Genomic DNA, 24700 nt, shown 5'->3' with positions numbered 1-24700 from the left:
ATCCTCCCTGTTGTGCTTTTGGCTCAGTTGCGCATGATCTCGCCCTTTGGATCGTAGAATGGCCCAAGCCTCGCTTCGATCGGATGCATCTGCCCGGCGATCTGAACCTCGAAGCCACCTTCGTCGATCCAGGCTTTGGGCGCGCCGCCTTCCTTTTCGAGGGTGGCCAATCCGACCATGGCCCCCAGCCGGAAACCCCAGTCGCCGGAGGTCACATGGCCGACAATCTCGCCACCCTTCCAGATCGGTTCATTGTGGATCAGGTAAGGTCCCTCTTCCGCGGTCAGACCCGGCACTTTGATCGACACCATTCGGTGTCTGTAGGCCGGGCCTTCTTCTTCCTTCTGTTGTGCAAGGCGAGCCTTGCCCAGGAAATTGTCCTCTTTGTCGAGCTTCACGGCGAAGCCGAGACCTGTCTCATAGGGCGTATCCTCTTCGGCAATGTCATGGCCGAAATGGCGGAAACCCTTCTCAAGGCGGCAGGAGTTCATTGCAAACATGCCCATGTGGCGCAGCCCGTGCGGCACACCAGCCTCCAATAGGGCCTCATAGACGCCAGCCGTGAACTCGGTCGGGAACATCATCTCGAAACCAAGCTCGCCCAAGAACGACCGGCGGATCACCCAGCCTCGCGCATATGCGACGTCCATCTCGCGCGCTGCGCCGAACGGGAAGGCCTCGTTCGACACATCATCCGTACTCAGCGATTGCAGGATTTCCCGCGATTTGGGTCCATGCAACGTCAAGAGGCAATAGGCCGAGGTCGCATCGAAGACTTCGAAATTCCATGATGGACCGGCATGGGCCTTGATCCAGTATTGGTCCCGCATCTGGCTTGGATGACCGGTCACCACCATAAAGCTCTGCGGTGCGATGCGTGTGACGGTCACATCCGCCTCGATCCCGCCATTGCTGTTGAGGAACTGCGTGTAGACAGAGTTGCCGACATCGACATCCATCTGCGCTCCGCATACATGATTCAACGCGCGCGCTGCATCCGGCCCTTGCACCAGAATCTTCGCATACATCGACTGGTCCAGGATCACAGCCGCATCGCGCGCCGCGAGGCATTCTTGCTTGACCTGCTCTGACCAGGGCTTCCAACCGAGCGATGGGCTATCCGGCCAAGTCGGGTTCCCGGCATCATAGTACATCGGAACTTCCCAACCGATGCGCTCGGCCATGACCGCGCCAGCTTCCTTAAACTCGCGATGCAGCGGAACTCTGCGCACGCCGCGGGCTGAATTGACTTGTCGACCCGCCCAGGCAATGCCGTAGTGGAAGCCGACACTTTCGGCCGCACGTTCCTGATTGTAGCGGGTGTTGGCTTGAAAGGGATGCGCCCGGGCGGCCAAGAGCGGCCCCATGGACCGCGACGGCATGCCCTCGATTATCCATTCGGCCATTGTAAGGCCAGCACCGCCTGAGTTCAGGATGCCGTTTGAATTCATACCGGTTGCAAGGAACACGCCCTGTAACTCCGGCGCCGGCCCCATATAGGGGCGGCCATCCGGGGTAAAACTCTCCGGGCCGCAAAAAAAGGTCTGGATGCCCATATTCTCCAGCGACGGCATCCGCGAGAACATGCGCATCAGGTCCTCCTCGACATGCTCCATGTCGAAAGGAAGCTCATCGAACTCGAAGTCTTCCGGGATACCGTCCTGCGCCCAAGCCTTGCCCTGCGCTTCGAAGCCACCAATCAGGATTTTGCCCGCGTCCTCTTTCCAATAGTTCCGCTCTTCAATGATGTTTAGGATCGGCTGGTCAGACGTCAGGCCGTCGACAGGTTCCGTCACGATGTAGAAATGCTCGGCCGCATGGAGGGGAACCGTGATGCCATGTGCCTTACCGAAGAGGTGAGACCACATTCCCCCGGCCAGCAACACCTGGTTCGTCGCGATGGTGCCCCTGTCGGTCGCAACACCCACGACCTTGCCGTCACGAATTTCGAGGTTCTCGACTCTGGTTTCCTCAAAAACCTGAGCGCCCTTTTGACGGGCGCCCTTGGACAGAGCAACGGTCACATCCAGCGGATTTACCTGACCGTTGGATGGGACAAACAAGCCCGATTTCACATCGTCGATGACGAGGGCGGGCCAGTACTCTTTCACCTCCTGAGGCGAGAGCATCTGGCTTGGGATGCCCATCCGTGCCGCATGGTCATGCTGGCGCAAAAGCTGCTCGTGCCGCACATCGCTGAGCGAAATGTTGATCGTGCCGTTCTGCTTGTAACCCGTGCCTTGCCCAGTTTCCTCTTCGAGATCACGAAACAGGCGCGCGGTGTATTTGCCCAGCTCGGTCTGCGAGTTGCTGTCGCGCAATTGGCCCACGATACCCGCCGCATGCCAGGTCGTACCACTTGCGATCTTGCGCCGCTCGATCAACACAGCAGGCACACCGCGATGGGCAAGGTGGTAAAGCGTCGACATGCCGATGATGCCGCCGCCGATGATCACGACCGGAGCCGATTGCGGGAGGGGTTTGTTCATGATGATTTCTCCGTCAGGCTGCCGCCAAGCCGATATCGAGCGCGGAGAGGACTTGCCTCACGTCCTCTGCGGTCAATACCAATGGTGGGGACAAAATGAGATTGGGACCCGATACGCGGACCATCACGCCATTGGCGTGGGTTGTGTCAAAGACCTGCTTGATCCGCGCCGCGTCCAAAGGTTTTTTCTTTTCGCGGTCAGACACCAGCTCAAGTGCATTCATCAGGCCTTCACCGCCGCGCACGTCACCAACGATCTCATGCTTGGCTTTCAGGGCCTCGAGACCCGCCATCATTTCTTTCCCTCGCGCAGCGGCGTTGTCCTTGACATTCAGGCGTTGGATCTCCTTCAGGCAGGCGATGGCTGCCGCGGCCCCGACCGGATGTCCGGAATAGGTGTAGCCGCTGGCGATATTGGCTTTGCCGGTGTCATCCTTTTCAAAGGCTTCGGTCAGGTGGTCGGCGATCATGACCGCGCCGAAAGGGAAATAGCCGTTAGTAATGGCCTTGGCGGTCACTGCGAAATCCGGCTTTACCCCCCAATGGCGTGAACCAGACCAAGACCCGGTCCGCCCATAGGCGGTGATCACCTCATCCGCGATCAAAAGGATACCGTTGCGGTCGCAGATATCCCGCACGCCAGGCATGAAACTTTCATGAGGGGGGATCACGCCCCCCGCCCCAAGAACCGGCTCCATAATGAAGGCGGCAATGGTCTCGGCCCCCTGAAATGCGATCTCGTCTTCCAGGGCCGAAAGGCAAAGTTGAGCGAGCCGCTCTGGGTCAGTCTCGTTGAAGGGGTTGCGATAGGTGTAAGGGGCCGGAATGTGAAAACAGCCAGGCAACAACGGTTCGTACTGCTTGCGGAAATTCGAGTTGCCATTGACGGAAGCACCGCCGGTATGGGTGCCGTGGTAGCCCTTTTTGAGGCTCAAATACTTGGTCCGGCCCGCCTCGCCGCGGACTTTGTGATACTGCCGCGCAAGGCGCAGAGCGATCTCGATGCCGTCCGAGCCGCCTGAGGTAAAGAACGCACGGCTCAACCCATCAGGTTCAAAAAACTCCTGCAACATGTAGCTGAGTTCGATCACCGCATCATTGGAGGTCCCTCTAAAGGTTGAATAGTACGGCAGTTGCTCAAGCTGCGCGGCAATCGCCTTTTTCACCGGGGCGCAGGAGTACCCAAGGTTCACGTTCCAGAGCCCGCCCACCGCGTCGATGGTCTCGTTGCCGTCTACATCGACGATGCGCACGCCCTTGCCGCCGGTGATGATCTTGGGAGGGTTGGCGAGGCTGTCGGCAGGATGTGCCATTGGGTGCCACATGTAACGGGCGTTGTTTTCTTTCAGAAAATTGTCGTCCTTCATCCTGCTATCCTCTCTTCCAGCCCAAGCGGGCGTTCGGCCTCTGCAAAGCTCTGCCCCGGGTTCATCACATCAAAATGCACGGTGGTCATGCCGACGGCCCACGCGCCATCAATGCCGCGGCGCTGATCGTCCACAAAGACGCAGTCCTCTGCCGGCGAACCAAGCTTGGCGACAAGGCTTTCATAGGCGGCAGGTTTCAGCGTCTCGGTGAGATCATGCGTTGCGGAGTGCGTTTTCGAGATGACACCACCAATATCCAGAACCAGGGATTTTGCGCGATCGGAACTCATTTGAGGCCCTCGCAACCGCTTCGAGACCGCTCGGTATTGCTCAGAAAGCCAATGGCGATTCGCGAATTTGAATATCTTGCGCGATCATGATGTGGGGCCCTGCAGGCTTTTCTCGCTGAGATTTGGCGCAAACCCAAAAATCCCCCGGAGAACAAAAAACTAGGTTTTGCAACGAGTTTCATGTGTCTGCCGACTCCTCTCACTGCATTTGAGCTGCGTTTGACCGACGATTTGCGCGTCGATGACCTTTCTCCATCGTTGACAGAAGTTCATTTCTAGATCAATCTATTTTACACCAATGGTGCAAATAGTGTACCGCTGACAGGGAGACTAGAATGAAAAAGACACTGATCGCTGTTGCCGCAGCGCTCGCGGCACTGACGCCGGGACTTGCCGTGGCTGAGTATCCTGAGAAGCCGGTCGAGTTTGTGGTGCCGTGGCCTCCGGGTGACGCAGAGGACGTACTGACGCGGATGATCGCGGAAGACTTCCAAACCAAATACGGCGTGCCGGCAGCTGTGGTGAACAAGCCGGGCGGCGGCGGCGGCCCTTTCCCGGGCGCTGTCGAAGTCGCAAAGGCACCGGCTGACGGGTACACCGTCGGGTCGTTCATTCTCGCGGTGCCGGTCATCGGCCCCAATATCGGCATTCCAGAATTGAACCCGAACCCGTTTGAGCCCCTGGGTGCGTTTCTGACCTATCCGTTTGTGATCGTGTCGAGCAAGAATTCTCCCTACTCCAGCATCGACGAGCTTGCCGCCCATGCGCAGGACAATGACGTTGTGCTCGGCCATTTTGGAGCGCCGCTGATCCCGACAAAGGTGACCTTTGCGCTGGCACAGCAAAAAGGCTTTTCCTTCGCTGCGGACGCTGCGTTTGACATTCTTGACTGCAACTCCCTGGCTTCGGGCGATGTGGATGTCATGAACACGACACTGCAGTTGGTCTTGCCCTGTCTCGATGACATCAACGTTCTGGCTTCCATCGGCGGTGAACGCATCGGTCTGACACCGGAGACGCCGACCGTCGGCGAGTTGGATCCGAGCCTGACCCTGTCCCTGTGGAACGGCCTCTTCGTGCACAAGGACACGCCAGCCGATGTGCGCGAGAAAATCATCGCGGTCGCTCAGGAGACTATGGCGTCTGAACGGGCGCAGGACTTCATGGCGAAGACGGGTGCGCTTGTGTACTGGCAAAATGCCGAGGATACGGCCGCGCAGATTGAAGCGGATGCCGAGGCACTGGCCAATATCAACGCGATGCTGGAGTGATCTGGACATCATCAGGCGCTACGGCGGGCTGACCGGCCCGCCGCATCACGATGTCGGCCAGGGCCTAGGGAGGGGCAGATGATCAAAGCACAGACACTACAGGACCTGTTCAAACGCTATCGCCGGCCCGGCGATTTGTTTTACAGCTGCATTTGCCTCGCCTTCAGCCTGTTTCTGGCCGTCAACCTGTCGTCCCAGACAACCTGGGCCTCAGGCACCAAACTTTTGGCACAACCGGCATTCTGGCCCTATGCGGCAGTGATCACGATGGTGGGCTGCTCCACCCTGCACCTGATTTCCAGCTTCGTGTCACCAAAGCTCGATGGACGCTGGCAAGAGATCGGGTTCTGGTTCAAATCGGTCGAATTTGCCGGGTGGTTCATGATCTATGTGATCATCGTCCCGCAGCTTGGGTACTTTCCAACCACGATCATCTTCTCGGTCGCATTGTCGTATCGCCTTGGCTATCGCAGCGTTAAGTTCCTGGGCTCCGCCGCACTTTTCGGCGCGGTTGTTGTCATCGTTTTCAAGTCATTCCTGCAAGTGAAGGTGCCGGGGGGCGCTGTCTACGAATATCTCCCGAACGGGCTTCGCTCTTTCTTCCTGACGTATCTCTAGGAGCGCGAGCATGGAAACCTTCTTCTCAGGTGTCGAGCTTCTCATGCGTTGGGACGTCGTTCTTGCGCTTTTTGTTGGCTCCATCGGCGGCGTGATCATCGGCGCAATTCCAGGTGTTGGGGCAGCGGTGGCTATTGCGATCCTGCTTCCGGCGACGTTTTCCCTCGACCCGATTGTCGGCCTCACAATGTTGCTCGGAATTTATGGGTCGTCGATGTATGGCGGCGCTTTGCCCGCGATCCTGATCAACACGCCCGGCACAGCGGTCAACGCGCTGACCACCTATGACGGCTATCCCATGACCAAACGCGGTCAGGCCCGTCGTGCACTTGCGCTGGCCTACTCCGCGTCATTCTGGGGCGGGATGTTCGGCATCCTCTGTCTGATCTTCCTCTCGCCTGTTCTCGCGCTTGTTGCTCCGCATTTCGGCAGCCGGGAGATATTCCTCGCCGCTCTTCTGGGCATCATTCTTGTCGTGCTAGCCCACCGTGGTCAGGTTTTCGCAGCCGGTGGTCTGGCTGGCTTCGGGATCTTGCTCCATACCGTTGGACTGGACGTCAAATACAATCAACGCATGACGTTCGAGCAAACCTGGCTCACCGGCGGATTCGATCTGATCGTCGTCGTGCTTGGGCTATTCGCACTGTCACAGGCGTTCCTGCTTTTGACCGACAAGGACAGCGCACCCCACCCTCAGCCCGTCGAGGGCTCTCTTGCCAATGCCATGAAGGAAACCTGGCTCTACAAGCGCGTCGCGACTGTCGCTGGTGGGTTTGGTGTTCTGATGGGTATGATCCCAGGAGTCGGCGAATTCACCGCGCAGTTCATGTCCTATACCTATGCCCGGAAGACTTCCAAAACGCCCGATGATTTCGGTGACGGCGCTCCGGAGGGCCTGATCGCGTCGGAGGCCGCCAACAACGCGGTGCCAGCGGCAGCCATGATCCCGCTTCTGGCCCTTGGCATCCCCGGCGAAGCGCTCACTGCCATGATGCTGTCGGTCTTTTATGTGCATAACGTGATCCCCGGACCGCAGCTCTTCCAGAGTCAGCTCGATTTCGTCTACGCGCTCTACGTGGCGATGATCCTGCTCAACGTCATCGTGATCATCTTCCTGATCTTCTCGACCAACCTGCTGACGAAGATCATCCAGGTGCCCACGCGTTTCCTTGGCATGATCATCCTGACGCTGAGCTTTGTCGGGGTCTACAGCCTGCGAAACTCCGTTGTCGATTGCGCCATCGCGGCAGGCTTCGGCATTTTGGGGCTGGTCCTGAAACGGTTGAACTTGCCGATCGTGCCGATCGTCCTCGGCATGGTGCTGGGTGGCATCATGGAGGTCAAACTACGCTCGGCCATGATCCGAGTGAAAGATCCGCTTGATTTCGTCGACCGCCCCATCGCCGCCATGCTCGCAGCAACGATCGTTCTGGTAATCGTCCTGCATATCCGCACGTTGCGCAAAGAGCATAATGCGCGGTTGGCAGAATCCGAGATCGATCACGAAATGCACGACACGCAGCAAAGGTAATTCGCCGTGACGGACCAGTCTCAAATTGATGCGCTACGCGACAAGCCAATCCCGCCGCAGAACCTCCTGATCGACGGGGAATTGTGCCAAAGCGCCTCTGGGGCGACAGATGACGTCATCTCGCCACTGAACGGAGCGTTGCTGACCACGACCCCGGCAGGCACCAAGGAAGATACCGAACGGGCGATACACGCGGCGCGGCGGGCGTTTGACGATAAGCGCTGGCGTGGGATGCCACCTGCGGCCCGGAAAAAGATCATGCTCAGATGGGCCGGCTTGCTGGAAGCAAATATGCTGGACCTGGCCGTCCTGGGTGTTCGCAACAACGGCACCGAGATTGGTATGGCCCTGAAAGCCGAACCTGGCTCAGCCATTGCTACGATCCGCTTTTATGCAGAGGCCATCGACAAGATTTATGGCGAGATCGCCCCAACGGCCGGCGATGTTATGGGGCTGATCCACAAGGAAGCTGTTGGCGTGGTGGCCGCAATCATCCCCTGGAACTTCCCGTTGATGATCGGTGCCTGGAAACTGGGCCCTGCCCTCGCCGCTGGCAACTCCGTTGTCTTGAAACCGTCGGAAACAGCGTCGCTTTCTCTGATCCGCATGGCGGAACTGGCGCTTGAGGCCGGTCTGCCCCCCGGCGTGCTCAACGTCGTGACGGGCGAAGGAAAAATCGTCGGCGAGACGCTGTCGCATTCCATGGATGTCGACGTGATCGTGTTCACTGGCTCGGGCGCAACCGGTCGCAGGCTTTTGCAAGCCTCAGCCGCGTCGAACATGAAGCGCTGCTATCTCGAATTGGGTGGCAAGTCGGCGAATGTCGTCTTTGCAGACACCAAGGACCTGTCTGAGGCCGCGGCCGTTAGCGCGGCAGGTATCTTCCGCAACTCGGGGCAGGTCTGTGTGGCTGGGTCGCGCTTGCTGGTCGAACGCTCCATCCATAATGACTTCGTCGCGGAGTTGGCAAAGGCTGCGGCGGCCATACGAGTGGGCGATCCGCTTGATCTGACGACACAGGCTGGTGCAGTTAATAACCCCACTCAACTGGCGCAAAATCTTGCTTTCGTTGAAACGGCACAGGCTGAGGGCGGCACGCTCTATCATGGCGGCAATCAGATCCTCCAAGACACCGGCGGGTACTTCATGGAGCCCACGATCATCACCGATGTGGCAGAGGACCATACCGTCGCGCAGAAAGAAGTGTTCGGCCCGGTGCTAGCAGTCACGCCATTTGAAGATGAAGGCGGCGCCATACGGCTCGCCAACAGCACCGACTATGGGCTTGCAGGCGGTGTCTGGACGTCAGACCTCTCCCGCGCTCATCGCATGGTGCGCGAAATGCGCACGGGCGTGGTGCATGTGAACACCTATGGTGGTCCCGATGTCACCGTTCCCATGGGTGGCGTTAAGCAGTCGGGCAACGGGCACGACAAGTCCCTGCACGCGTTCGAAAAGTACTTCGATCTCAAGACGGCGTGGTTCAAACTCTGACGTTCAGGAGGGGTCTTTGAATAAGATCAACAGTTCCATCGCACGGGATTTCCCTGTTGGCAAGGCAACACGCCCGATATCCTGCGCGTTCATCCTCATCCCGGGCTTCAGTTCCTTAGACCTTGCCGCTGCAGTTGCACCACTTGCCGCGACCAATCGGATATGTGGACGGACGGTCTATGACTACAACGTATATTCCGTTCACGGAGGACCGGTGGAAAGCGCCAATGGCAGCCTGAATTCGGTAGATGGTGCGTTGGCGGACATTCGCAGCGACGCGCGGTGTTTTATTCTCTCATTTGACGACCCATGGGCTCACATCGACATGGCACTTTCGAATTGGCTGCGCCACCGGGAACGCCATGAAAACGCGCTGTTGGGCTGCATCGGAACCTCCACGGTTGCTGTTATCGAAGCGGGAGTCCTGCGGCGGCGCCCTTTTACGGTGCATTGGAGCATTCAGGCAGCTTTCGAGGAACGGTACCCGGACTTGGTTCCGGCTTCGTCGATTTTTACAGAAGCCTCAGGACTTGTGACTTGTGCGGGCGGCCAATCCACGTCTGATATGATGATGTCCTTGGTCGCTCGGGATACGCATGACCGTGTGTCCTTGAAGGTCGCAGATTTCCTGCTCGGGCAGGCTCCTCGCCCTTCCGACACGCCACAAAGGCTCAGCGCATCGGTTCGGTACAACACACGCAACCCAATGTTCCTGTCGGTGGTTCAGGCCATTGATGAGAACCGGATCGAAGGGCTGACCGTGGACGAACTTGTCGAACGATTTGGGATATCGCGCCGCCAGATCGAACGGACGTTCAACAGCATCACGGGGATGCCACCAACGCAATTCATCAAGCGCAAGCGGCTCGAGAAGGCGCGCGATCTTTTGAACCAAACAAACATGTCCGTGATGGATGTCGCGATTGCAACAGGGTTTGGATCGGTCGCGAATTTCTCCAAATCCTTCACTCGGCAATATGGGGTGCGCCCGTCTCAATGCATCAAGAGTCAGTTTTCAGCGGACGCAGTCACGAACAGGACGCAATAAAATACATGACCCAGTTTCACGCAACACGCTCAGACGCAGAGTTGATCTCGGCCAGGGAACGCCTCCTCGGCCCAAAGATGAGCACGTTTTATGAAGAACCCGTGCATTTGGTGAAGGGTGACGGAGTTTGGGTCTGGGATGCACAAGGCCGCAAATATCTCGATTGTTACAACAACGTGCCGCATGTGGGTCACTGTCACCCCAAAGTGGTTGACGCCATTTGCCGACAGGCGGCGACACTGAACACACACACGCGATACCTTCACGAAGGCATTATTCGATATGTCGAAAAACTGACTGCGACTTTCGATGAACCTCTGAAGACTGCGATCATGACCTGCACCGGGTCAGAGGCCAACGACATCGCACTCAGAATGGCTGAAGCGATGACCGGCAAACGGGGTGTGATCGCGACTGACCACACGTACCATGGCAATACCACCGTCGTGGCGCAGCTCTCGATGACCAATCGCCCAGGCACCGGGGATGGCAGCCATGTACGCCATGTGCCCGCGCCGGACAGCTACCGTCCCTTGGGAGGAGAGGCAGGCGACGCGCATGCCCACGCTTTCGCACAGGCGATTCAGGCGCAAATCGATGATCTTGAGGCCAGCGGCCATGGATTTTCGGCGCTGATCATTTGCCCCTACTTCGCCAACGAAGGTTTCCCTGATCTCGCACGTGGCTTTCTTGATCCAGCCGTCGAGGTTGTGCGCCGGACAGGCGGGATCATCATCGCGGACGAAGTGCAGCCAGGCTTTGGCCGGATCGGCAGCCACATGTGGGGCCATCAGCGCATCGGTATGACGCCGGATGTGGTCACCCTGGGCAAGCCCATGGGCAACGGGCACCCCGTTGCGGGTGTGGTTACCTCGATGGACGTGATGTCGAAGTTTCGCAACTCATTCCGGTACTTCAACACGTTTGGCGGCAACCCGGTCTCTTGCGCTGCCGCCGAAGCGGTATTGGATGTGCTTGAGAAAGAAGGATTGGTCGCACAGGCACGTGATGTTGGGGCTTATGCCTGCGAACGACTGCGCGAACTGGCCGAGCGTCATATCTGCATCGGCGACGTGCGCGGATCCGGCCTGTTCTTTGGGGCCGAGATGGTTTTGGACCGCGAGACAAAGGAACCGGCCACCGCCTTCACCAAACGACTGGTCAACGAGATGCGCCAAGAAGGCGTTTTGATCAACTTCCTTGGCATCAACTACAACGTCCTCAAAATCCGCCCTAGCATGCAGTTTACGCGCGCGAATGCCGATCTGCTGGTCCACACGCTCGATCGAGTTTTGAGCCGGGTGGAGTTGCACCCGTGATCGAAGCGACGGCACAAAACGCCCTTTCATCCTGGGGTCTCGATGGCGCGCATCTCTCACTTGTTGCACAACGGGAGAATATTGTCTTTCGAGTGAAACACGCCGCGGCGCAATATGCGCTGCGCCTGCATCGCCCGGGATATCAATCGGTTCAGATGATGAAATCTGAGCTGGCTTGGATGCAGCATCTGGGGGCGGAGGGTTTGAACGTTCCCGCTCCACTGCCGTCAGACGACGGAGCACTGCTGAGAGCGGTCGGCGGATATCAGGCGGACCTTCTGACTTGGCTCAGCGGAACCCCAATGGGAGAAACGGGCAAGCCGCTGGATCTTCCTGACCGGATTGGGACCTTCCGGCGGGTAGGCCGCCTGATGGCCCGGGTTCACCAGGTTTCAGACGATTGGGACCTGCCCGAGGGTTTTGAGCGGAAGTCTTGGGACATCGGCGGTCTCTTGGGCGACGCTCCACTCTGGGACCGCTTCTGGGACAACCCCGGCTTGAGTGACACAGAGCGCGCCCGTGTCATGGCGGCGCGGGACGGTCTGCGGGCCGAACTCTCAGATGACGGTTTGGATTTGGGCCTGATCCACGCAGATATGTTGCGTGAAAACATTATGATCGACGGGGACAACTTGGGTCTGATTGACTTTGACGATAGCGGTTTTGGGTTCAGGCTGTTTGATGTTGCAACGGCTTTGTTCAAAAACCGCGCAGAACCGGATTTCGATGGCTTGCAAACCGCGTTTCTGAATGGCTACCGCGAGGTGCGGCCGCTCGACACGACCTTGTTGCCGCAATTCATGCTCGTGCGTGCATTGTCGTATCTGGGCTGGATCATCACTCGCATGGATGAGCCAGGCGCAAAGACACGTCAGAAGCGCTTTTTGTCCTCATCACTGCCTATGGTGGATGCCTACCTTGAAGGGATTGGACCAGTAGCAAGGGTCAAGACCGACCATCGGAACGATGGTTCCAGCTCAATCCCGCCGCTTGACCATTGAAGAGCCTAAGCATCACCCTCGCGACCGCAAGACTCTCCTTGCTTGCGAGGTGCCTAGGGGATGGTATGTGAAGCACATCCTCTGTTCAAAGCGTCATCTTTAAGCGTTCAAAGTCGATAAACGACATTTCAGGTGATTTCTACCGCAACAAACGAGCGTTTTCCGGGTCGTATTGGGCGGTCGGGTGCCTTTTAGCCCCAAAGCCCTCACCCAGAATACTGACATCGCAGTCTTCGCCCATTGCCAGGGCCCCGCGGTGCACATAGCCCAATGCAAGCGTTCTACCTGTCCGGGCGCCGTAAGTTCCGGACGTGATATAGCCTATGACTGTCCGGTTTTTCAGTATCGATTCCGAGGCGAGTGGCAAAGGAGAGGTGGCGGCGATTTCCAAGCCGACCCATTCCCACTCGCATGCTTCTGCGGTCTGATCAAGCAGGGCTTCTCGGCCTTGGAACGCGCCTTTTCGCGGCCTGGCGAAGGATTGCAGCCCGGCATCAAAAAGCGTGTATTCGGTTCCGATGTCCGATCCCCAACCGTGGTATCCCTTTTCGATACGCATCGCGTTCAATGCGTAAGAGCCGAATTGTCCGATCCCGAATTTCGCCCCCTGATCCATGATCGCCCGATAGAGCGCAGACAGGTTAGCGCTGGATGCGTGCAACTCCCATCCCAGCTCTCCCACATAGGAAACCCGCATCGCGATCACGTCGATGCCCGCGACCCTGATTTCGGCGACGGACATCCAAGGGGCCGCGGCGGCCGACAAATCAGCCTCGGACAGCGGGGCCAGTACGTCGCGCGACCGAGGACCCATCACCATCAAGCATCCGTCTTTGGGGTGGCCCATGGAAAGGGCGACACCCTCGCTGGGCAACGCGGCGTTCAGCCAGTCGAAATCCCGCAAGTTCGCCAGCGTTGGCCCGCAGAGAAGAAACCGGTCGTCCGAAAGCCGGGCAATGGTCGCCTCGGACCAGATACGGCCCTTGGGGGTCAGCATGTATCCCAATTTGATCCGGCCGGGGCGCGGCATCGCCCCGCAAAACACGTGGTCCAGATAGGCCTCGGCCCCGGGCCCTTCGACGGTGAATTTGGTGAATCCCCCGTGATCCATCACGCCGACGGATTGAGCGACCGTCAGGCATTCGTTGCGCACAGCCGCGTGCCAGGGCTCTTCGTGAAAGCTCAATTCTCCGGTTGCGGGCGTTTCATCGGTTTCGAACCAGAAGGCCCGCTCCCATCCGCCGATTTGGCCCATGACCGCGCCAGTTTGTTTGAGTTGATCGTACAGGAGGGTGCGTTGCAGCGGTCGTCCGGACGCCATGTTCCGGTGCGGATAGGGAATGGCGTATTGCAGATCGTAGTGCTCGGACGCACGGGCATGGGCATAGTCGGGTGTCGCCCAATCGCCAAAGCGGCGCGGGTCCCAGGCCGCAAGGTCCCATTCGGTCTCACCTTCGGTGATCCACTCCGCCATCGCCTTGCCGATGGCAGCGGAATGGGTGATGCCGATCTGGACACCTGTGGCGTGGTAGAAATTGGGCGCCCCTGACGCTGGGCCGACAAGCGGTAAGGCATCGGGCGCATAGGCAATCGGGCCGTTGACGAACCGCTGCGCGCCCGCCTGCGCCAACAGTGGGACATGAGCGATCGTATCCTCAAGGACTTCGAGAATATCCTCGACACTGTCCGGGAAAAGCTGATGCGCGAAATCGTCGGGCGGGCCGCTGTCTGGCCAGGCGGGCCGTCCGGCATGAGCGTAGGAGCCCAACAGAAAGGCGTTGCGCTCGCGCCGCAAGTAAAAACGGATATCCGGGTCGCGCACCAGTGGGAACAGGTCGGGGTGTTCTTCGAGCGCCGCCAGAGGTTCCGTTACCAGATATTGATGTTCCAGCGTCACCACGGGTGTCTGCAATCCCGCCATCTCCGCGACTTTCGCACCATAGAACCCGGCTGCGTTGATCACGATTTCCGCCGTGATGCATCCATCAGCGGTTGAGACCTCCCACTCGCCGCTGGGCTTTCGCGTGATGCCGGTCACCGGAGTAAACCGCCGGATCTGGGCGCCCAGATCACGCGCGCCTTTGGCCAGCGCCTGCGTCAGCTGGCTGGGATCGATATCGCCCTCATAGGGGTCCATGATCCCGCCCAGAACGGTGTCGTCTGGGGACCAGAACGGGTGCATGGCATCCATCTCGCCGGGGCTCAGCATATGCAGATCGAACCCGGCGCTCTGGGCCACCCCTTCGATATGGCCAAACAGATCCATCCGCTCCGGCGTATGCGCGGGCCACAAGGCGCCGGTGTGGCGATAGGTGATGGGACTGTCCACCTTGTCGGCGAGATCCTTGTAGAGCCGCCAGCCGTAGTTTCCGGCCCTCATCCCCAGCCACGAGGTCGCATAGGTCGGGATGTTGCCCGCCGCATGCCAGGTCGATCCGCTTGTCAACTCGTTCCTTTCCAGCAGGACAGTGTCCGTCACACCCGCCAGTGCGAGGTGATACAAGATCGAGCATCCCACGGCACCACCGCCAATCACAATGACGCGCTTATGGGTATTCATTCTGGGTCCTTTGGAAGCTTGATGTCGAACGCTGCACGGATGGCCGTCTCACGGTCCTTAGACAGGTGAGTTGGGGGCTCAGCCGTCATCTCGGCCACCCTGGCCCGCGCTCGATCCATCAGCGCCGGGCTGCCCGCATCCTGCCAGTCCTGAACACTTTGCCTGTCGGCCAGCGACGGGTAGACGTATTCGCTTTTCATCCGTGCCAGCGTCTGCGCCTCACCCAGATAGTGACCCGGCCCGCAGGCGACAGCCTCGATCATCTCACGATCAAGCGCATCGTCCGCCAGTTCCACCCCGCGAACGGAGCGCAGGATCGCGCCGCACATGTCGTCGTCAATCACCAATGCCTCGGGCGAGGCAACCATCAGCGACCCGAGCATCCCAACGCTCAGGTTGATCATGTCAGCCCCTGCCTGCGCCGCCAAAGCTACGGTATAGCCTTTTTCATATCCGGCCTGAGCATCTGGCACTTTTGAATCCGTCATCCCGGCGGACACGGTTGAGGGAAGTCCAAGGTTCAGCAGCAACTGCGCAGCGGCTGCGTTGGCCACCGCCGCCTCGCCGCTGCCGCCGGTCATCGCCCCGGTGCGCAGATCACTGATGAAAGGCATGAAGGCGAGAATTGTGGGGAATCCGGGATGCAATAGATTGGCGACGATCAAACCCGCTATGGCCTCGGCAAACCCCTGCGCCAAAGCCCCGGCCAGCGTCACCGGGCTGGTCGCGCCTGCCTGAGCTGCCGTACAAATTTGCAGCGGCATCCCGGCGCCGATGGCGGCTTTCATGATCTCGATGCCCTCGGGCGCAAACCTCAGGGGTGAGACCGCATGCACGATGACCCCCATGCAAAACGGCTGACGCCGGAACGCGCCCTCCTGCCCCAAAGCAAGATCGAACATCGCCGCAACGCGGCCGACATGATGCGCATTGTCGAAGCTCACGCCGATCGGTTTGGGACACGCCTTGAGACAGGCAAAGGCTGTATTTGAATCGAGGTCCCAAGGCGTCTCCATATCCCGAGCCACTATGGGCCGAACACCGTAGTGGATGTTTTCCCCGCGCCCGACGATCTGCATAAGTTCGTAGAGGTCCGTCAGATGCGCCTGCCGAAACCCGCCCGTATTGTCCGGCACTTCGACGGCCGCACCGCCAGTGCCGATGTGGACCTGTCCGCCACCAATGGTCAGGCCAAAATCTTCCTCAAATCCCGGGATGTTCACGCGCTGCATCGCCGTCGCGATAGTGTGTTCCACCATGGCTCGGGGAAAGCACAAGCGACCGTCATCCCGCCTCCTTGCACCCGCCGCGACGGCCAGATCAGCGACGTCCAAGGGGCAATCGGCCATGCCGATGCTTTCCAGAATCGCAAACGCCGTCTCGGTAATCTGAGTGACCTGGTGCGGGCCAAGAGGCTGAAAGCGCCCCCCCTCAGGCGGCGGCGTTACCCGAATGCCGGGTGACTCCTGGATAACCCGTGCCCGCCTGGCCAATACCCACTCCGATCTTGTGTCGTCCGTTCAGGGAAAGCGGTGCGCCGGTCGGTTGCTGTAGAAAAAACGACACCGCGAGGTCGTTTTTCATTGGCCTGTGAGGGTTCTGGTAGATTTTACTTGGCTAAAACCAAAGGAGAACCACCAACCATGCACGTCTTCAGAAGCATGATCATAGAGGCCCCGGTCGCCGCGGTCTGGTCCGCGGTTCGGGCCTTTGACGGCGTCGCCAGCTGGAACCCGGCGGTTTTAGAGGCCACGATGGAAACAGGTTCAGCCATCACGCCAGGCAGTATTCGCCATCTCGATATTGCCGATGGAACGGTGTTTCGCGAAACACTTCTGGAGCTTTCGGACCTGGATCGGTTCTACACCTACGACATCATCGACAGCCCCCTGCCCGTCCGCAACTATGTCTCGACGCATCGCTTTGTTCCGATCACTCACACGAACCAGACGCTTGGCATCTGGGAGAGCCGGTTTGACTGCGAGGCGGGTCAGGAAACCGAGTTGGCTGCGATTGTCGGCGATCAAATCTATGTTGGCGGCATGACCGGGCTGAACGACTTTCTGAAAGGACAGCGACATGAGTGATACGCTCGCGCCCCGCGCCGTTATCGGCGTCATGACGCCCGCAATGAACACCGTCGTTCAGCCCGAGCTTGAGTTATTGCGCCCGCCCGGCGTGACCAACCAGATGCAGCGCTTCCGGTTGGGTGGCGACAACGTCTCGGACGATCTGCCCGACGAGGCGCAAAAGCTGATGGATTGCAACCCGACCGCGCTGTGCATTGGGTTGACGACCGACGCTGGCCCCGGCGGCGTTGAAAAGTTGTCAAGGCGCTGCACTGAACTGGAGGATCTGGTCGGCATACCGGTATTGAACGCCTCGACCGCCGACTATGCGGCGCTCCGCGCAATAGGCGCTAAAAAAGTGGCCGTGGTGACGCCGTTCAATCCCGAAATCGACCAGAACGTGAAAGCCAATGCTGAGGCGGCTGGGTTTGAGGTCGTTGCCATCGCGGGCACCTGCGCTCCGTCCTTGCCGGAGATCTGCGAAACACCGCTCGATGACATTCGTGCCGTTTTCCGCAAGGTCGCCGCTTCGAATTGCGACGCCATCCTTCAGGTCGGAACCGCTTTGCCGGTTGTGTCGATGATAGAAGAACTTGAGGCGGATCTCGGCAAACCAATCGTTGCGTGCAACGCTGCGGTTTACTGGCAAACATTGCGAAAAGTCGGCATCAGCGACGCTGTTAAAGGCTATGGCTCACTGCTTTCCAACTAGGCGAGCGGCGCCACATCATTTGGAAAATTCAGACTTATCCTCAACCCAGTGCCGACGAAGAGAGGCTTGGCAACGCCGGGACCCGTGGCAAGAATAAGTGCAACAGAGAAACATTTCTCAACACGCCTCATACCCCAGCGCGTGTCAGCGCGATGACAGATCGAACCCTCACGACATTCTCCGTCACACTCGGCGGCTGTCCACACGAAAAGGCCCCGCCGAGATCGGCGGGGCAAGGTTTAGTGCCTTGTGTCAGGCCACAGGCACCGGCGGTGTTCAGTTAATCAATTGTGCATCTCGGACCGGATCTGCTGGCGCAGCACGTCGATCGGTACCGTCTTGCCATCACGCTTGAAGCACCAGTAAGTCCAGCCGTTGCAGGAGGGAGCGTTTTCCAGATGCGCGCCCACCTGATGGATCGAGCCTTTAACGTTGTCACCAACCAAGGTGCCGTCAGCCCGCACCTTCGCCTTGTGACGCTGGTTCATCGAATAAAGCTCTTCACCCGGCCGCAGCATCCCGCGCTCGACAAGCTGGCCGAAGGGGACACGCGGTTCGGCGCGTTTCGACGCACTGACCTCCAACGCTTCGCGGTCGAATTTGCGGATCTTGGCGATGCGCTTCTCGGCCACCTTGCGGTAGCTTTCCTCGCGCTCGATGCCGATGAATTCTCGGCCCAGCATCTTGGCAACCGCTCCGGTAGTGCCGGTGCCAAAGAACGGGTCCAGCACTACGTCACCCGGATTGGTCGAGCCGATCAGCACCCTGTGCAACAGCGATTCCGGCTTTTGCGTCGGATGCGCCTTGTCACCGTTTTCGTCCTTGAGCCGCTCATGCCCTGTACAGATTGGCAGCACCCAGTCGGACCGCATCTGCACGCCCTCGTTCAAGGCCTTCAGCGCCTCATAGTTGAACGTGTATTTCGCGCCTTCCTGTTTGCTGGCCCAGATCATCGTCTCATGCGCATTGGTGAACCGCTTGCCGCGGAAATTTGGCATCGGATTCGACTTGCGCCAGACCACGTCGTTCAGAATCCAGTAACCCGCATCCTGCAGGGCCGAGCCCACGCGGAAGATGTTGTGATACGACCCGATCACCCAGATCGCGCCGTTGGGTTTCAGCAGCCGGTGCGCCGCTTTCAACCAGTCGCGGGTGAACTTGTCATAGACCGCAAAGCTGGAAAACTGATCCCAGTGATCGTCGACCGCGTCCACCTGAGAGTTATCCGGGCGGTGCAACTGGCCCTTGAGCTGCAGATTATAGGGCGGGTCCGCAAAGATCAGATCGACCGACGCCGCAGGCAGACTGTTCATCACTTCGATGCAGTCACCGGAAAGAATCGTGTTCAAAGGGAGCGCAGCTGCTGCGCCCTTGGTCTTGGTCGTTGTCATTTCACTGCCTCAGATTCCACGGCGCTTTTTGCGCTCATTTGGTTGAGACAAGGATGAGTCAAACCGGATTCGCGGTCAAATTCTTTTTTGAATCAGTTACTTACGATTTACTCTTGATACAAGATATTGTGGACCGGTTTGAACGAACGTCTATGATGTGGGGTCACCCCAAGATTTCGGAGCGCCTCGCGGTGGTGTTTGGACGGATAACCGGCATTCGTCTCCCAGCCATAGCCGGGGTGCTGTTGCGCCAAATCCACCATCACTTGATCACGCCATATTTTCGCCACAATTGAGGCCGCCGCAATGGAAACCGACCGGGTGTCGCCCTTGACCACTGCCTGGCTGGGCACACCAAGGCCGCGGGGAATCATGTTGCCATCGATCAGCAGGAAATCGGGCGCGGGGTCCAGCGCGGCCACGGCCCGTTCCATCGCCAGATGCGCAGCCCGCAGGATGTTAAGCTCGTCGATCTCTTCGACGCTGGCCTGCCCCACCGAAACCTCGGCCTGTTGCCGCAGGGCCAAATCCAATGCTTCGCGGCGTTTGGCGGTCAGTTTCTTGGAATCGTTCAGGCCCTCGGGAATGCGATCAGGATCAAGGATGACCGCCGCCGCCGCGACCGGCCCGGCCAACGGCCCCCGGCCCACCTCGTCCACACCTGCAATGCGAACATATCCCCGCGCCCGCAACGCATGCTCCAGATCGTAATTAGGTGTCGTCATGCCAATGGCAAATCGCGAATCCCGCGCCAAATCAAGAAAAAAGAGAGGGCGGTCAGACCGCCCTCTCCCACGGCGCTTCTGTGGCGCCGCTCCTGCTCGGAAACTCAGTAACCGCCGACCACTCGGTAACCGTGCTGACGAAGGCAGCGAGGTTCATAGGCTTTGCGAACGCGTTCGCCATTCCAGAACCCGACCTTGCAGGACTTCGGCAGGCTGTTGGCGTGCCTGTAGTGCCGTTTCAGGCATTTCTGCCCGAGCAGCGGATGATGACGTGAATACCGCTTGAATGTACGCAGGCAACGCTGCGGCAGGTCGTACCGTGCGACGCGCGGCGGCAGTGGGCGGCGGGTAACCGGGCCGGGATCAGGATAGTCCCGAATACGATAGTCGTGCCTTGCGCGCTCGCGATCACGCTTCTTGTCATAGTGATGAATAGCCGCCCCAAGGATGGCGATGGCGGCCAGACCGCCGAGAATGTCGTGTGGATCGGCCGCACGAGCCTGAGACGCGGAGAGGCCGGTAATCGCAATCGCGGTCGAAACAATAAGGGCAATGAATTTGCGGTGCATGGGGTATGTCCTTTCACTTGGGTGGTGCGATCCGCATCAGAACCGCGCCGGATATGCCTCAACCCTGGTCCTGACCCCGTCAGACAGGCAATATCGGCCCCGTGTTATTGGATATCATCACGATCAACGCCCTGTGGTTATTGAATATCCCACCATCCCTGCGCAGGATGCAGCGTATGAAACAGTTCCTCTCTTTTTTGGCCCTTGCGGCCCTGATATCGCTCTCGCCCGCAGCCGCGTCGGCGGAATGCTACGCCGATTACAAGGCAAAGCGGGACTCGCCCCTGCGTTTGCACTATGGCGTTATGCAGGTGTCGAATTGTTCACGCGGCGGCGCAAAGGCCGAGGTCTCGGCGCGCCTGCGGTCGTCCGGCTGGACGCTGCTGAACGTGATTTCGGTCTTTGGGCCTGAAGGTCTGCAAAAGAGGAAGGCCAATGCCGGAAAATTCTATCTCCGTTTCTGAGGCGCGGCGTTCAGGTGTACGACTGGTCGGTGCCGGGATCGCCGTCATCGTTCTGATCCTGGCAACTTCGGCCGTCTTTCTGCTTTTGACCCTGCCCGACGCCAACGCATTTAACGCGCGGGTCGAGCGGGTGTTCGTCGAAAACGACCTGACCTCGCAGGCTGAAATCAAGCTGCTCGAAATCCTCGCGCAGTCCGGCACCGCCTTCGCCGACACGCTGTCGAGCTACCGGATGGTGATTTTTGTTCTGCTGGTTTTTGCCACCGCGATGATGATCGCGGCACTGGTGTTTCTGGTGATGCTCGTCACCCTGAACCGCCGCATGGCGCAAATCGAGCGGACCGGCATTCAGGTGACCTCGCTGCTGATCAGCCGTGAGGAAAACACCGTCTACCTCAACAATATGGATTTCAAGCTGACTGCGGCGGCGATTGAAACCCTCTCGGTTCTTGCCGAAGCACGCCTTGACGACGAGGTTCTGTCAGGTGCCGAGATCGAGGCGATGATATCCGGCAAGGACGCCTCGGACTGCGAAGAGGCGGCGGGCGCCACTCGCATCAAGCGCCTGCGCGACACACTGGGTAACCAGATGGTCAGCGAGTTGCTGGTCAAGAACATCGCTCGCCGCGGGTACATGCTGGCCATCGAAAAGGATGTCATCCAGATGATCTGAGGGTTGTGCCCGTTTGGCAGTGCCCGCTGGCAACCTGCGCTGGTAGTGCCACTTGACCCTTGCTTCCGCTCTCATTCGATAAAAACCCTGCGCAGCCCCTTGGAAATGACCGCGTTCGCGCCCATCCTTAAACAGCGCAGGCGAAAGGGAGGTTACAGATGAACGTCCACGCCACCCCTCAGGTCAAAGGCTATGGCATCGACATTGAGCCGCTGCAGGGCCGTGTTGCAATTTATCGCGGCAATACCCTGTTGGCCGCAAGCACCCATGCCAAGGTGATGTACGAAACCCGGCTGCCGCCGACCGTCTACTTCCCGCGCGAGGATGTGGCGACCCACCTCAGCGACCCGACCGAGTTGCAGACGTTCTGCCCGTTCAAGGGCACGGCGACCTATCGCGACATCATGCTGGGAGAGGAGCGTCTAGCCAATTCGGTCTGGGCTTATGACGATGCGCTGCCCGAAAGCGCCGGGATTCAGGGCCATATCGGCTTCATGCCCGACGCCTATTCCCGCATCGATCTGGGTGAGAACACACTGCGTGAAACGGATGACGGCAATATCAGCGGCCCGTTGATCGATTGGCTGCTGCGCGGCGCATCTGGCCTTGAAAGCCCCGAGGATTTCACACGGGCCCTGGCGGAGAAGATGCTTGAACACGGCATCGCCATTCAGCGGTTGAGCATCCTTGTTTGGTCATTGCACCCGCTGATCGCGGGCAAACACTATATCTGGGAGAAGGGCGAGGAGGAAATTTCGACCTTTGCGCCGACCTATGAGATTCATAGCCATCCGGCCTACACCAACAGTCCGCTGCGCCATGTGTCCAACGGGTTGGGCGGCGTGCGTCAGCGGCTGAACGACGACCAGCCGGAGAACAGCTTTCCGATCATGGAGGATCTGCGCGCAAAGGGGGCGACCGACTATGTCGCGATGCCGATGCCATTTTCGGACGGACGTACAAACGTGCTGACGCTGACTTGCGATCATCCGGATGGCTTCACCACCGAAAATCTGGGCTTGGTCTTCGAATGCTCTGCCGTGATCGGACGGTTCTACGAGGTCTTCATGCAGCGTGAAAACGCACAGACCCTGCTGGAAACCTATGTGGGCAAACGCAGCGGCGCCCGGGTGTTGGGTGGAGAGATCCGCCGCGGCGACGGGGATGAGATCGACGCCGCCATCATGTTCTGCGACCTGCGCGGCTCGACCGTGCTTGAGGAGCGTTTGGATCGCGGCGCGTATATAAAACTGCTTAACGAATTCTTCGAGACCGTATCCGGCATCGTCCATGAGCATGGCGGCGAGGTGCTGAAATTCATCGGAGACGCGGTTCTCGCCGTGTTCCCCGCCGGCGACGACGCAGCGCTGGCACAGTGTCACGCCCTGCGTTCGGCGGTGGAAATCGTCGAACGGCTGGCCGAGCTGCGCAAGTCCGAAACTGACGTGCAATGCGACTGCGCCATCGGCCTTGCCTATGGCCGCGTGACCTATGGCAATGTCGGCTCGCAAGAGCGGCTGGATTTCACCGTGATCGGCCAAGCCGCCAATGTCGCGGCCCGGCTTGGCGATTTCGGCAAGGTGGCAGGTCACCGTATCGTTGTCTCAAAGGACATCGAGCCGGTCTGCACCGACGCGATCCCGTTGGGTGAGATCCGGCTGCACAACGTGTCGCAACCGGTAAGCTCTTATGCGGTTCGCACCCGTGTGGATGGCGAGGTCTTCCGGGCCAGAACCCACCCCGTCACATATCAATCAGAGACTGATACCGACGCCGCGGCCCAATCGCCGGGTGAATGACGGGATGGACCCCAATTGCGTTTCTGGAAACCATGAACCGCCAAAACATTGCCGCGTCTCGCACTCTCGGGACATTGGCCGCCAATGATGTATCAGGCGTTCCCGCAGCGCTTTAGCGGATATTCTGAAGAAGTGTTAACGCGGTCTGCGCCGATGAAAACCCAACGCCCAACGCGGCGATCTGCGAACGCGCCAGATAGGCGGTGGTCAACTGGTCCCGTACGTCAGGGCCGGTGAATTGGTCAATCGTTTCGGAACCCGTCAGCCCCCGCAACTTGTCCTTGAACACGTTGAGCTGCCGGTCGATATCGAGCTGGGCAAAACTCGCTGGTAGTCCCAAGGCGGTCTCCATCATGCCACGCAGTGGCGGCAAGCCCATCAGGTTGAACCACTTCGCATCGTCGCTGATATCCCGCTGGGCCAGATCCGCCAGCTCATGCTGAGCATAAAGCGCGGTGCGCATCGTATCATCCTGCTCACCGACTGAGATTTCGAACTGCGCCACCTGGTTCTTGCGAACGATCTCTTCCATATCGGTCAGCAAGCTGGTCTTGGAAAACTCCCCCGGCCCAAGGCCGAAAGCGGACGAGAACTCCCGATAACGTTTGTCCGCCAGACGATTTGCCAGCGCATCCTGCGACCCCGTGCCATCTTCGAGGATCTTGCGAATGAAATAGGTGTTATTGAGATCACCCTCCAACCCAAACGCCCCCAAAGCCACCGACAGCATGCGCCGGTCGGAAACAAGATCTTCGGCGGTGTTCACTTCTTTGATCTTATCCAAAAAGTATGCGTTCTCCCGCTGCCGGACATTCGATCCCGAAAAGGCCTCCAGCTGCGCCTGATAGGTGCGCTGCATAAACCGCCATCCAGCGATTCCGGTCGAGATCAAAACCGGCTGATAGGTCATTGCGGGCGAAAGGCCATCAGGCGCTCTTCACGCGGCAGCAGGGTGCGTAGGGCTTTTAGACATTTGTAGTGATGGTTCGCAATCAGCGCGTCCGTTGCCTCGGCCAGCGCACGACGACTGTCGCGGTCGGTAAAGATCTGGCTTAGTTCCTCAATCCGCCGCAACAGCGACAATCGCGTGGTTTCCGCATCGCTGTCGCCTGATAGCACCAATTGCGCCGCGTAGCAGACCCGGCGCACAGGAGTTGTCGCCTCTTCCGGATGGATCGCATCGCGCAGCCGCAAGATATTGGCATCCGGTGTCACGATGGACAAACGCCCGCGGCGATCACCGTTTTCGATGACTGCACCATTGATCAGAACACGTTCCTTCGGCGCCAGTTTCAGTACCAGTCCACTCAT

23 protein-coding genes are annotated in these 24700 nt (G+C 59.1%); 12 read left to right on the top strand and 11 right to left on the bottom strand.

Annotation, left to right across the window (positions count from 1 at the left end; translation table 11 throughout):
• Nucleotides 1–23 precede the first annotated feature (23 nt).
• The 3 genes from AB3N21_RS18125 to AB3N21_RS18115 are packed head-to-tail and all read right to left on the bottom strand — an operon-like array spanning nucleotide 24 to nucleotide 4145.
• Entirely contained in the window at nucleotides 24–2489 is a 2466-nt protein-coding gene (locus AB3N21_RS18125; protein ID WP_367936537.1) for an FAD-dependent oxidoreductase, read from the bottom strand.
• A 13-nt stretch (nucleotides 2490–2502) separates the two neighbouring features.
• Nucleotides 2503–3855, bottom strand: a complete 1353-nt coding sequence (locus AB3N21_RS18120; RefSeq protein WP_367936536.1) for an aminotransferase class III-fold pyridoxal phosphate-dependent enzyme — start codon at nucleotides 3853–3855, stop codon at nucleotides 2503–2505.
• On the bottom strand, nucleotides 3852–4145 hold the full coding sequence (locus AB3N21_RS18115) for an HAD-IA family hydrolase (RefSeq protein WP_367936535.1): 294 nt from the start codon (nucleotides 4143–4145) through the stop codon (nucleotides 3852–3854). The genes AB3N21_RS18120 and AB3N21_RS18115 overlap by 4 nt, the downstream gene beginning before the upstream one ends.
• 335 nt (nucleotides 4146–4480) lie before the next feature.
• On the opposite strand from AB3N21_RS18115, the gene AB3N21_RS18110 reads away from it, so the two are divergent.
• The 7 genes from AB3N21_RS18110 (at nucleotide 4481) to AB3N21_RS18080 (ending at nucleotide 12427) form a co-directional block, all read left to right on the top strand.
• Nucleotides 4481–5416, top strand: a complete 936-nt coding sequence (locus tag AB3N21_RS18110) for a tripartite tricarboxylate transporter substrate binding protein (protein ID WP_171179139.1) — start codon at nucleotides 4481–4483, stop codon at nucleotides 5414–5416.
• A gap of 78 nt (nucleotides 5417–5494) precedes the next feature.
• Nucleotides 5495–6034, top strand: coding sequence for a tripartite tricarboxylate transporter TctB family protein (locus AB3N21_RS18105; RefSeq protein ID WP_367936534.1), 540 nt, complete (start codon nucleotides 5495–5497; stop codon nucleotides 6032–6034).
• 10 nt (nucleotides 6035–6044) lie between these two features.
• Nucleotides 6045–7565 (top strand): tripartite tricarboxylate transporter permease, encoded by a 1521-nt coding sequence (locus tag AB3N21_RS18100; protein WP_367936533.1) that lies wholly within the window; start codon nucleotides 6045–6047, stop codon nucleotides 7563–7565.
• A 6-nt stretch (nucleotides 7566–7571) separates the two neighbouring features.
• Nucleotides 7572–9059: an aldehyde dehydrogenase family protein gene (locus tag AB3N21_RS18095; RefSeq protein ID WP_367936532.1), complete on the top strand. Its 1488-nt coding sequence runs from the start codon at nucleotides 7572–7574 to the stop codon at nucleotides 9057–9059.
• Between the two features lie 16 nt (nucleotides 9060–9075).
• Nucleotides 9076–10107: a GlxA family transcriptional regulator gene (locus tag AB3N21_RS18090; protein WP_367936531.1), complete on the top strand. Its 1032-nt coding sequence runs from the start codon at nucleotides 9076–9078 to the stop codon at nucleotides 10105–10107.
• Between the two features lie 41 nt (nucleotides 10108–10148).
• Nucleotides 10149–11426 (top strand): aspartate aminotransferase family protein, encoded by a 1278-nt coding sequence (locus AB3N21_RS18085; RefSeq protein ID WP_367936530.1) that lies wholly within the window; start codon nucleotides 10149–10151, stop codon nucleotides 11424–11426.
• Nucleotides 11423–12427: a phosphotransferase enzyme family protein gene (locus AB3N21_RS18080; protein WP_367936529.1), complete on the top strand. Its 1005-nt coding sequence runs from the start codon at nucleotides 11423–11425 to the stop codon at nucleotides 12425–12427. Before AB3N21_RS18085 ends, AB3N21_RS18080 begins: the two co-directional genes overlap by 4 nt.
• Nucleotides 12428–12566: 139 nt before the next feature.
• Here the strand turns inward: AB3N21_RS18080 and AB3N21_RS18075 are convergent, their stop codons facing one another.
• The 3 genes from AB3N21_RS18075 to AB3N21_RS18065 are packed head-to-tail and all read right to left on the bottom strand — an operon-like array spanning nucleotide 12567 to nucleotide 16571.
• The gene (locus tag AB3N21_RS18075) at nucleotides 12567–14987 is read right to left on the bottom strand and encodes an FAD-dependent oxidoreductase (protein ID WP_367936528.1); all 2421 of its coding nucleotides are present in this window, start codon (nucleotides 14985–14987) and stop codon (nucleotides 12567–12569) included.
• A complete protein-coding gene (locus tag AB3N21_RS18070; RefSeq protein WP_367936527.1) occupies nucleotides 14984–16480 on the bottom strand; it encodes a trimethylamine methyltransferase family protein in 1497 nt (498 codons plus the stop codon). Before AB3N21_RS18070 ends, AB3N21_RS18075 begins: the two co-directional genes overlap by 4 nt.
• Entirely contained in the window at nucleotides 16419–16571 is a 153-nt protein-coding gene (locus tag AB3N21_RS18065; protein ID WP_367936663.1) for a hypothetical protein, read from the bottom strand. Before AB3N21_RS18065 ends, AB3N21_RS18070 begins: the two co-directional genes overlap by 62 nt.
• A gap of 59 nt (nucleotides 16572–16630) precedes the next feature.
• On the opposite strand from AB3N21_RS18065, the gene AB3N21_RS18060 reads away from it, so the two are divergent.
• Together AB3N21_RS18060 and AB3N21_RS18055 are read left to right on the top strand one after the other, a co-directional pair.
• Complete coding sequence (locus tag AB3N21_RS18060; RefSeq protein ID WP_367936526.1) at nucleotides 16631–17074, top strand: SRPBCC family protein; 444 nt, start codon at nucleotides 16631–16633, stop codon at nucleotides 17072–17074.
• Nucleotides 17067–17768 (top strand): hypothetical protein, encoded by a 702-nt coding sequence (locus tag AB3N21_RS18055; protein ID WP_367936525.1) that lies wholly within the window; start codon nucleotides 17067–17069, stop codon nucleotides 17766–17768. Before AB3N21_RS18060 ends, AB3N21_RS18055 begins: the two co-directional genes overlap by 8 nt.
• A 284-nt stretch (nucleotides 17769–18052) precedes the next feature.
• On the opposite strand, the gene AB3N21_RS18050 is transcribed toward AB3N21_RS18055, so the two are convergent.
• From AB3N21_RS18050 to AB3N21_RS18040, 3 genes are all read right to left on the bottom strand, one after another.
• On the bottom strand, nucleotides 18053–19159 hold the full coding sequence (locus AB3N21_RS18050) for a site-specific DNA-methyltransferase (RefSeq protein ID WP_171179159.1): 1107 nt from the start codon (nucleotides 19157–19159) through the stop codon (nucleotides 18053–18055).
• Nucleotides 19160–19266: 107 nt separating this feature from the next.
• The gene (locus tag AB3N21_RS18045; protein WP_367936524.1) at nucleotides 19267–19884 is read right to left on the bottom strand and encodes a ribonuclease HII; all 618 of its coding nucleotides are present in this window, start codon (nucleotides 19882–19884) and stop codon (nucleotides 19267–19269) included.
• A 104-nt stretch (nucleotides 19885–19988) separates the two neighbouring features.
• Nucleotides 19989–20453 carry a hypothetical protein gene (locus tag AB3N21_RS18040; protein ID WP_367936523.1) on the bottom strand — a complete coding sequence of 155 codons (465 nt, stop codon included), beginning with the start codon at nucleotides 20451–20453 and terminating at the stop codon, nucleotides 19989–19991.
• Nucleotides 20454–20629: 176 nt separating this feature from the next.
• Here AB3N21_RS18040 and AB3N21_RS18035 point away from each other — a divergent pair, with 176 nt between their 5' ends.
• From AB3N21_RS18035 to AB3N21_RS18025, 3 genes are all read left to right on the top strand, one after another.
• Nucleotides 20630–20917: a hypothetical protein gene (locus tag AB3N21_RS18035; RefSeq protein ID WP_367936522.1), complete on the top strand. Its 288-nt coding sequence runs from the start codon at nucleotides 20630–20632 to the stop codon at nucleotides 20915–20917.
• The gene (locus AB3N21_RS18030) at nucleotides 20889–21590 is read left to right on the top strand and encodes a transcriptional regulator (protein ID WP_367936521.1); all 702 of its coding nucleotides are present in this window, start codon (nucleotides 20889–20891) and stop codon (nucleotides 21588–21590) included. Before AB3N21_RS18035 ends, AB3N21_RS18030 begins: the two co-directional genes overlap by 29 nt.
• A gap of 158 nt (nucleotides 21591–21748) precedes the next feature.
• Nucleotides 21749–23389 (top strand): DUF427 domain-containing protein, encoded by a 1641-nt coding sequence (locus tag AB3N21_RS18025; RefSeq protein ID WP_367936520.1) that lies wholly within the window; start codon nucleotides 21749–21751, stop codon nucleotides 23387–23389.
• Between the two features lie 112 nt (nucleotides 23390–23501).
• Here AB3N21_RS18025 and AB3N21_RS18020 read toward each other — a convergent pair whose 3' ends face one another.
• Nucleotides 23502–24299 (bottom strand): DUF1217 domain-containing protein, encoded by a 798-nt coding sequence (locus tag AB3N21_RS18020; RefSeq protein WP_367936519.1) that lies wholly within the window; start codon nucleotides 24297–24299, stop codon nucleotides 23502–23504.
• Nucleotides 24296–24700: a flagellar biosynthesis repressor FlbT gene (gene flbT, locus AB3N21_RS18015; RefSeq protein ID WP_367936518.1), complete on the bottom strand. Its 405-nt coding sequence runs from the start codon at nucleotides 24698–24700 to the stop codon at nucleotides 24296–24298. The genes AB3N21_RS18020 and flbT overlap by 4 nt, the downstream gene beginning before the upstream one ends.

The sequence above is a fragment of the Ruegeria sp. genome, assembly GCF_040830605.1.
In the GTDB taxonomy this organism is placed as follows: Bacteria; Pseudomonadota; Alphaproteobacteria; order Rhodobacterales; family Rhodobacteraceae; genus Ruegeria.
Note: the sequence above shows the minus strand (reverse complement) of the source record. Positions and strands in the feature narration are given on the sequence as shown.

Bases quoted from the DNA above. Each gene is read 5' to 3' on its own strand.
- AB3N21_RS18125 (WP_367936537.1), bottom strand. From the start codon at position 2,489: ATGAACAAACCCCTCCCGCAATCGGCTCCGGTCGTGATCATCGGCGGC.
- AB3N21_RS18120 (WP_367936536.1), bottom strand. From the start codon at position 3,855: ATGAAGGACGACAATTTTCTGAAAGAAAACAACGCCCGTTACATGTGG.
- AB3N21_RS18115 (WP_367936535.1), bottom strand. From the start codon at position 4,145: ATGAGTTCCGATCGCGCAAAATCCCTGGTTCTGGATATTGGTGGTGTC.
- AB3N21_RS18110 (WP_171179139.1), top strand. From the start codon at position 4,481: ATGAAAAAGACACTGATCGCTGTTGCCGCAGCGCTCGCGGCACTGACG.
- AB3N21_RS18105 (WP_367936534.1), top strand. From the start codon at position 5,495: ATGATCAAAGCACAGACACTACAGGACCTGTTCAAACGCTATCGCCGG.
- AB3N21_RS18100 (WP_367936533.1), top strand. From the start codon at position 6,045: ATGGAAACCTTCTTCTCAGGTGTCGAGCTTCTCATGCGTTGGGACGTC.
- AB3N21_RS18075 (WP_367936528.1), bottom strand. From the start codon at position 14,987: ATGAATACCCATAAGCGCGTCATTGTGATTGGCGGTGGTGCCGTGGGA.
- AB3N21_RS18065 (WP_367936663.1), bottom strand. From the start codon at position 16,571: ATGAAAAACGACCTCGCGGTGTCGTTTTTTCTACAGCAACCGACCGGC.
- AB3N21_RS18060 (WP_367936526.1), top strand. From the start codon at position 16,631: ATGCACGTCTTCAGAAGCATGATCATAGAGGCCCCGGTCGCCGCGGTC.
- AB3N21_RS18055 (WP_367936525.1), top strand. From the start codon at position 17,067: ATGAGTGATACGCTCGCGCCCCGCGCCGTTATCGGCGTCATGACGCCC.
- AB3N21_RS18050 (WP_171179159.1), bottom strand. From the start codon at position 19,159: ATGACAACGACCAAGACCAAGGGCGCAGCAGCTGCGCTCCCTTTGAAC.
- AB3N21_RS18045 (WP_367936524.1), bottom strand. From the start codon at position 19,884: ATGACGACACCTAATTACGATCTGGAGCATGCGTTGCGGGCGCGGGGA.
- AB3N21_RS18040 (WP_367936523.1), bottom strand. From the start codon at position 20,453: ATGCACCGCAAATTCATTGCCCTTATTGTTTCGACCGCGATTGCGATT.
- AB3N21_RS18035 (WP_367936522.1), top strand. From the start codon at position 20,630: ATGAAACAGTTCCTCTCTTTTTTGGCCCTTGCGGCCCTGATATCGCTC.
- AB3N21_RS18030 (WP_367936521.1), top strand. From the start codon at position 20,889: ATGCCGGAAAATTCTATCTCCGTTTCTGAGGCGCGGCGTTCAGGTGTA.
- AB3N21_RS18025 (WP_367936520.1), top strand. From the start codon at position 21,749: ATGAACGTCCACGCCACCCCTCAGGTCAAAGGCTATGGCATCGACATT.
- AB3N21_RS18020 (WP_367936519.1), bottom strand. From the start codon at position 24,299: ATGACCTATCAGCCGGTTTTGATCTCGACCGGAATCGCTGGATGGCGG.
- flbT (WP_367936518.1), bottom strand. From the start codon at position 24,700: ATGAGTGGACTGGTACTGAAACTGGCGCCGAAGGAACGTGTTCTGATC.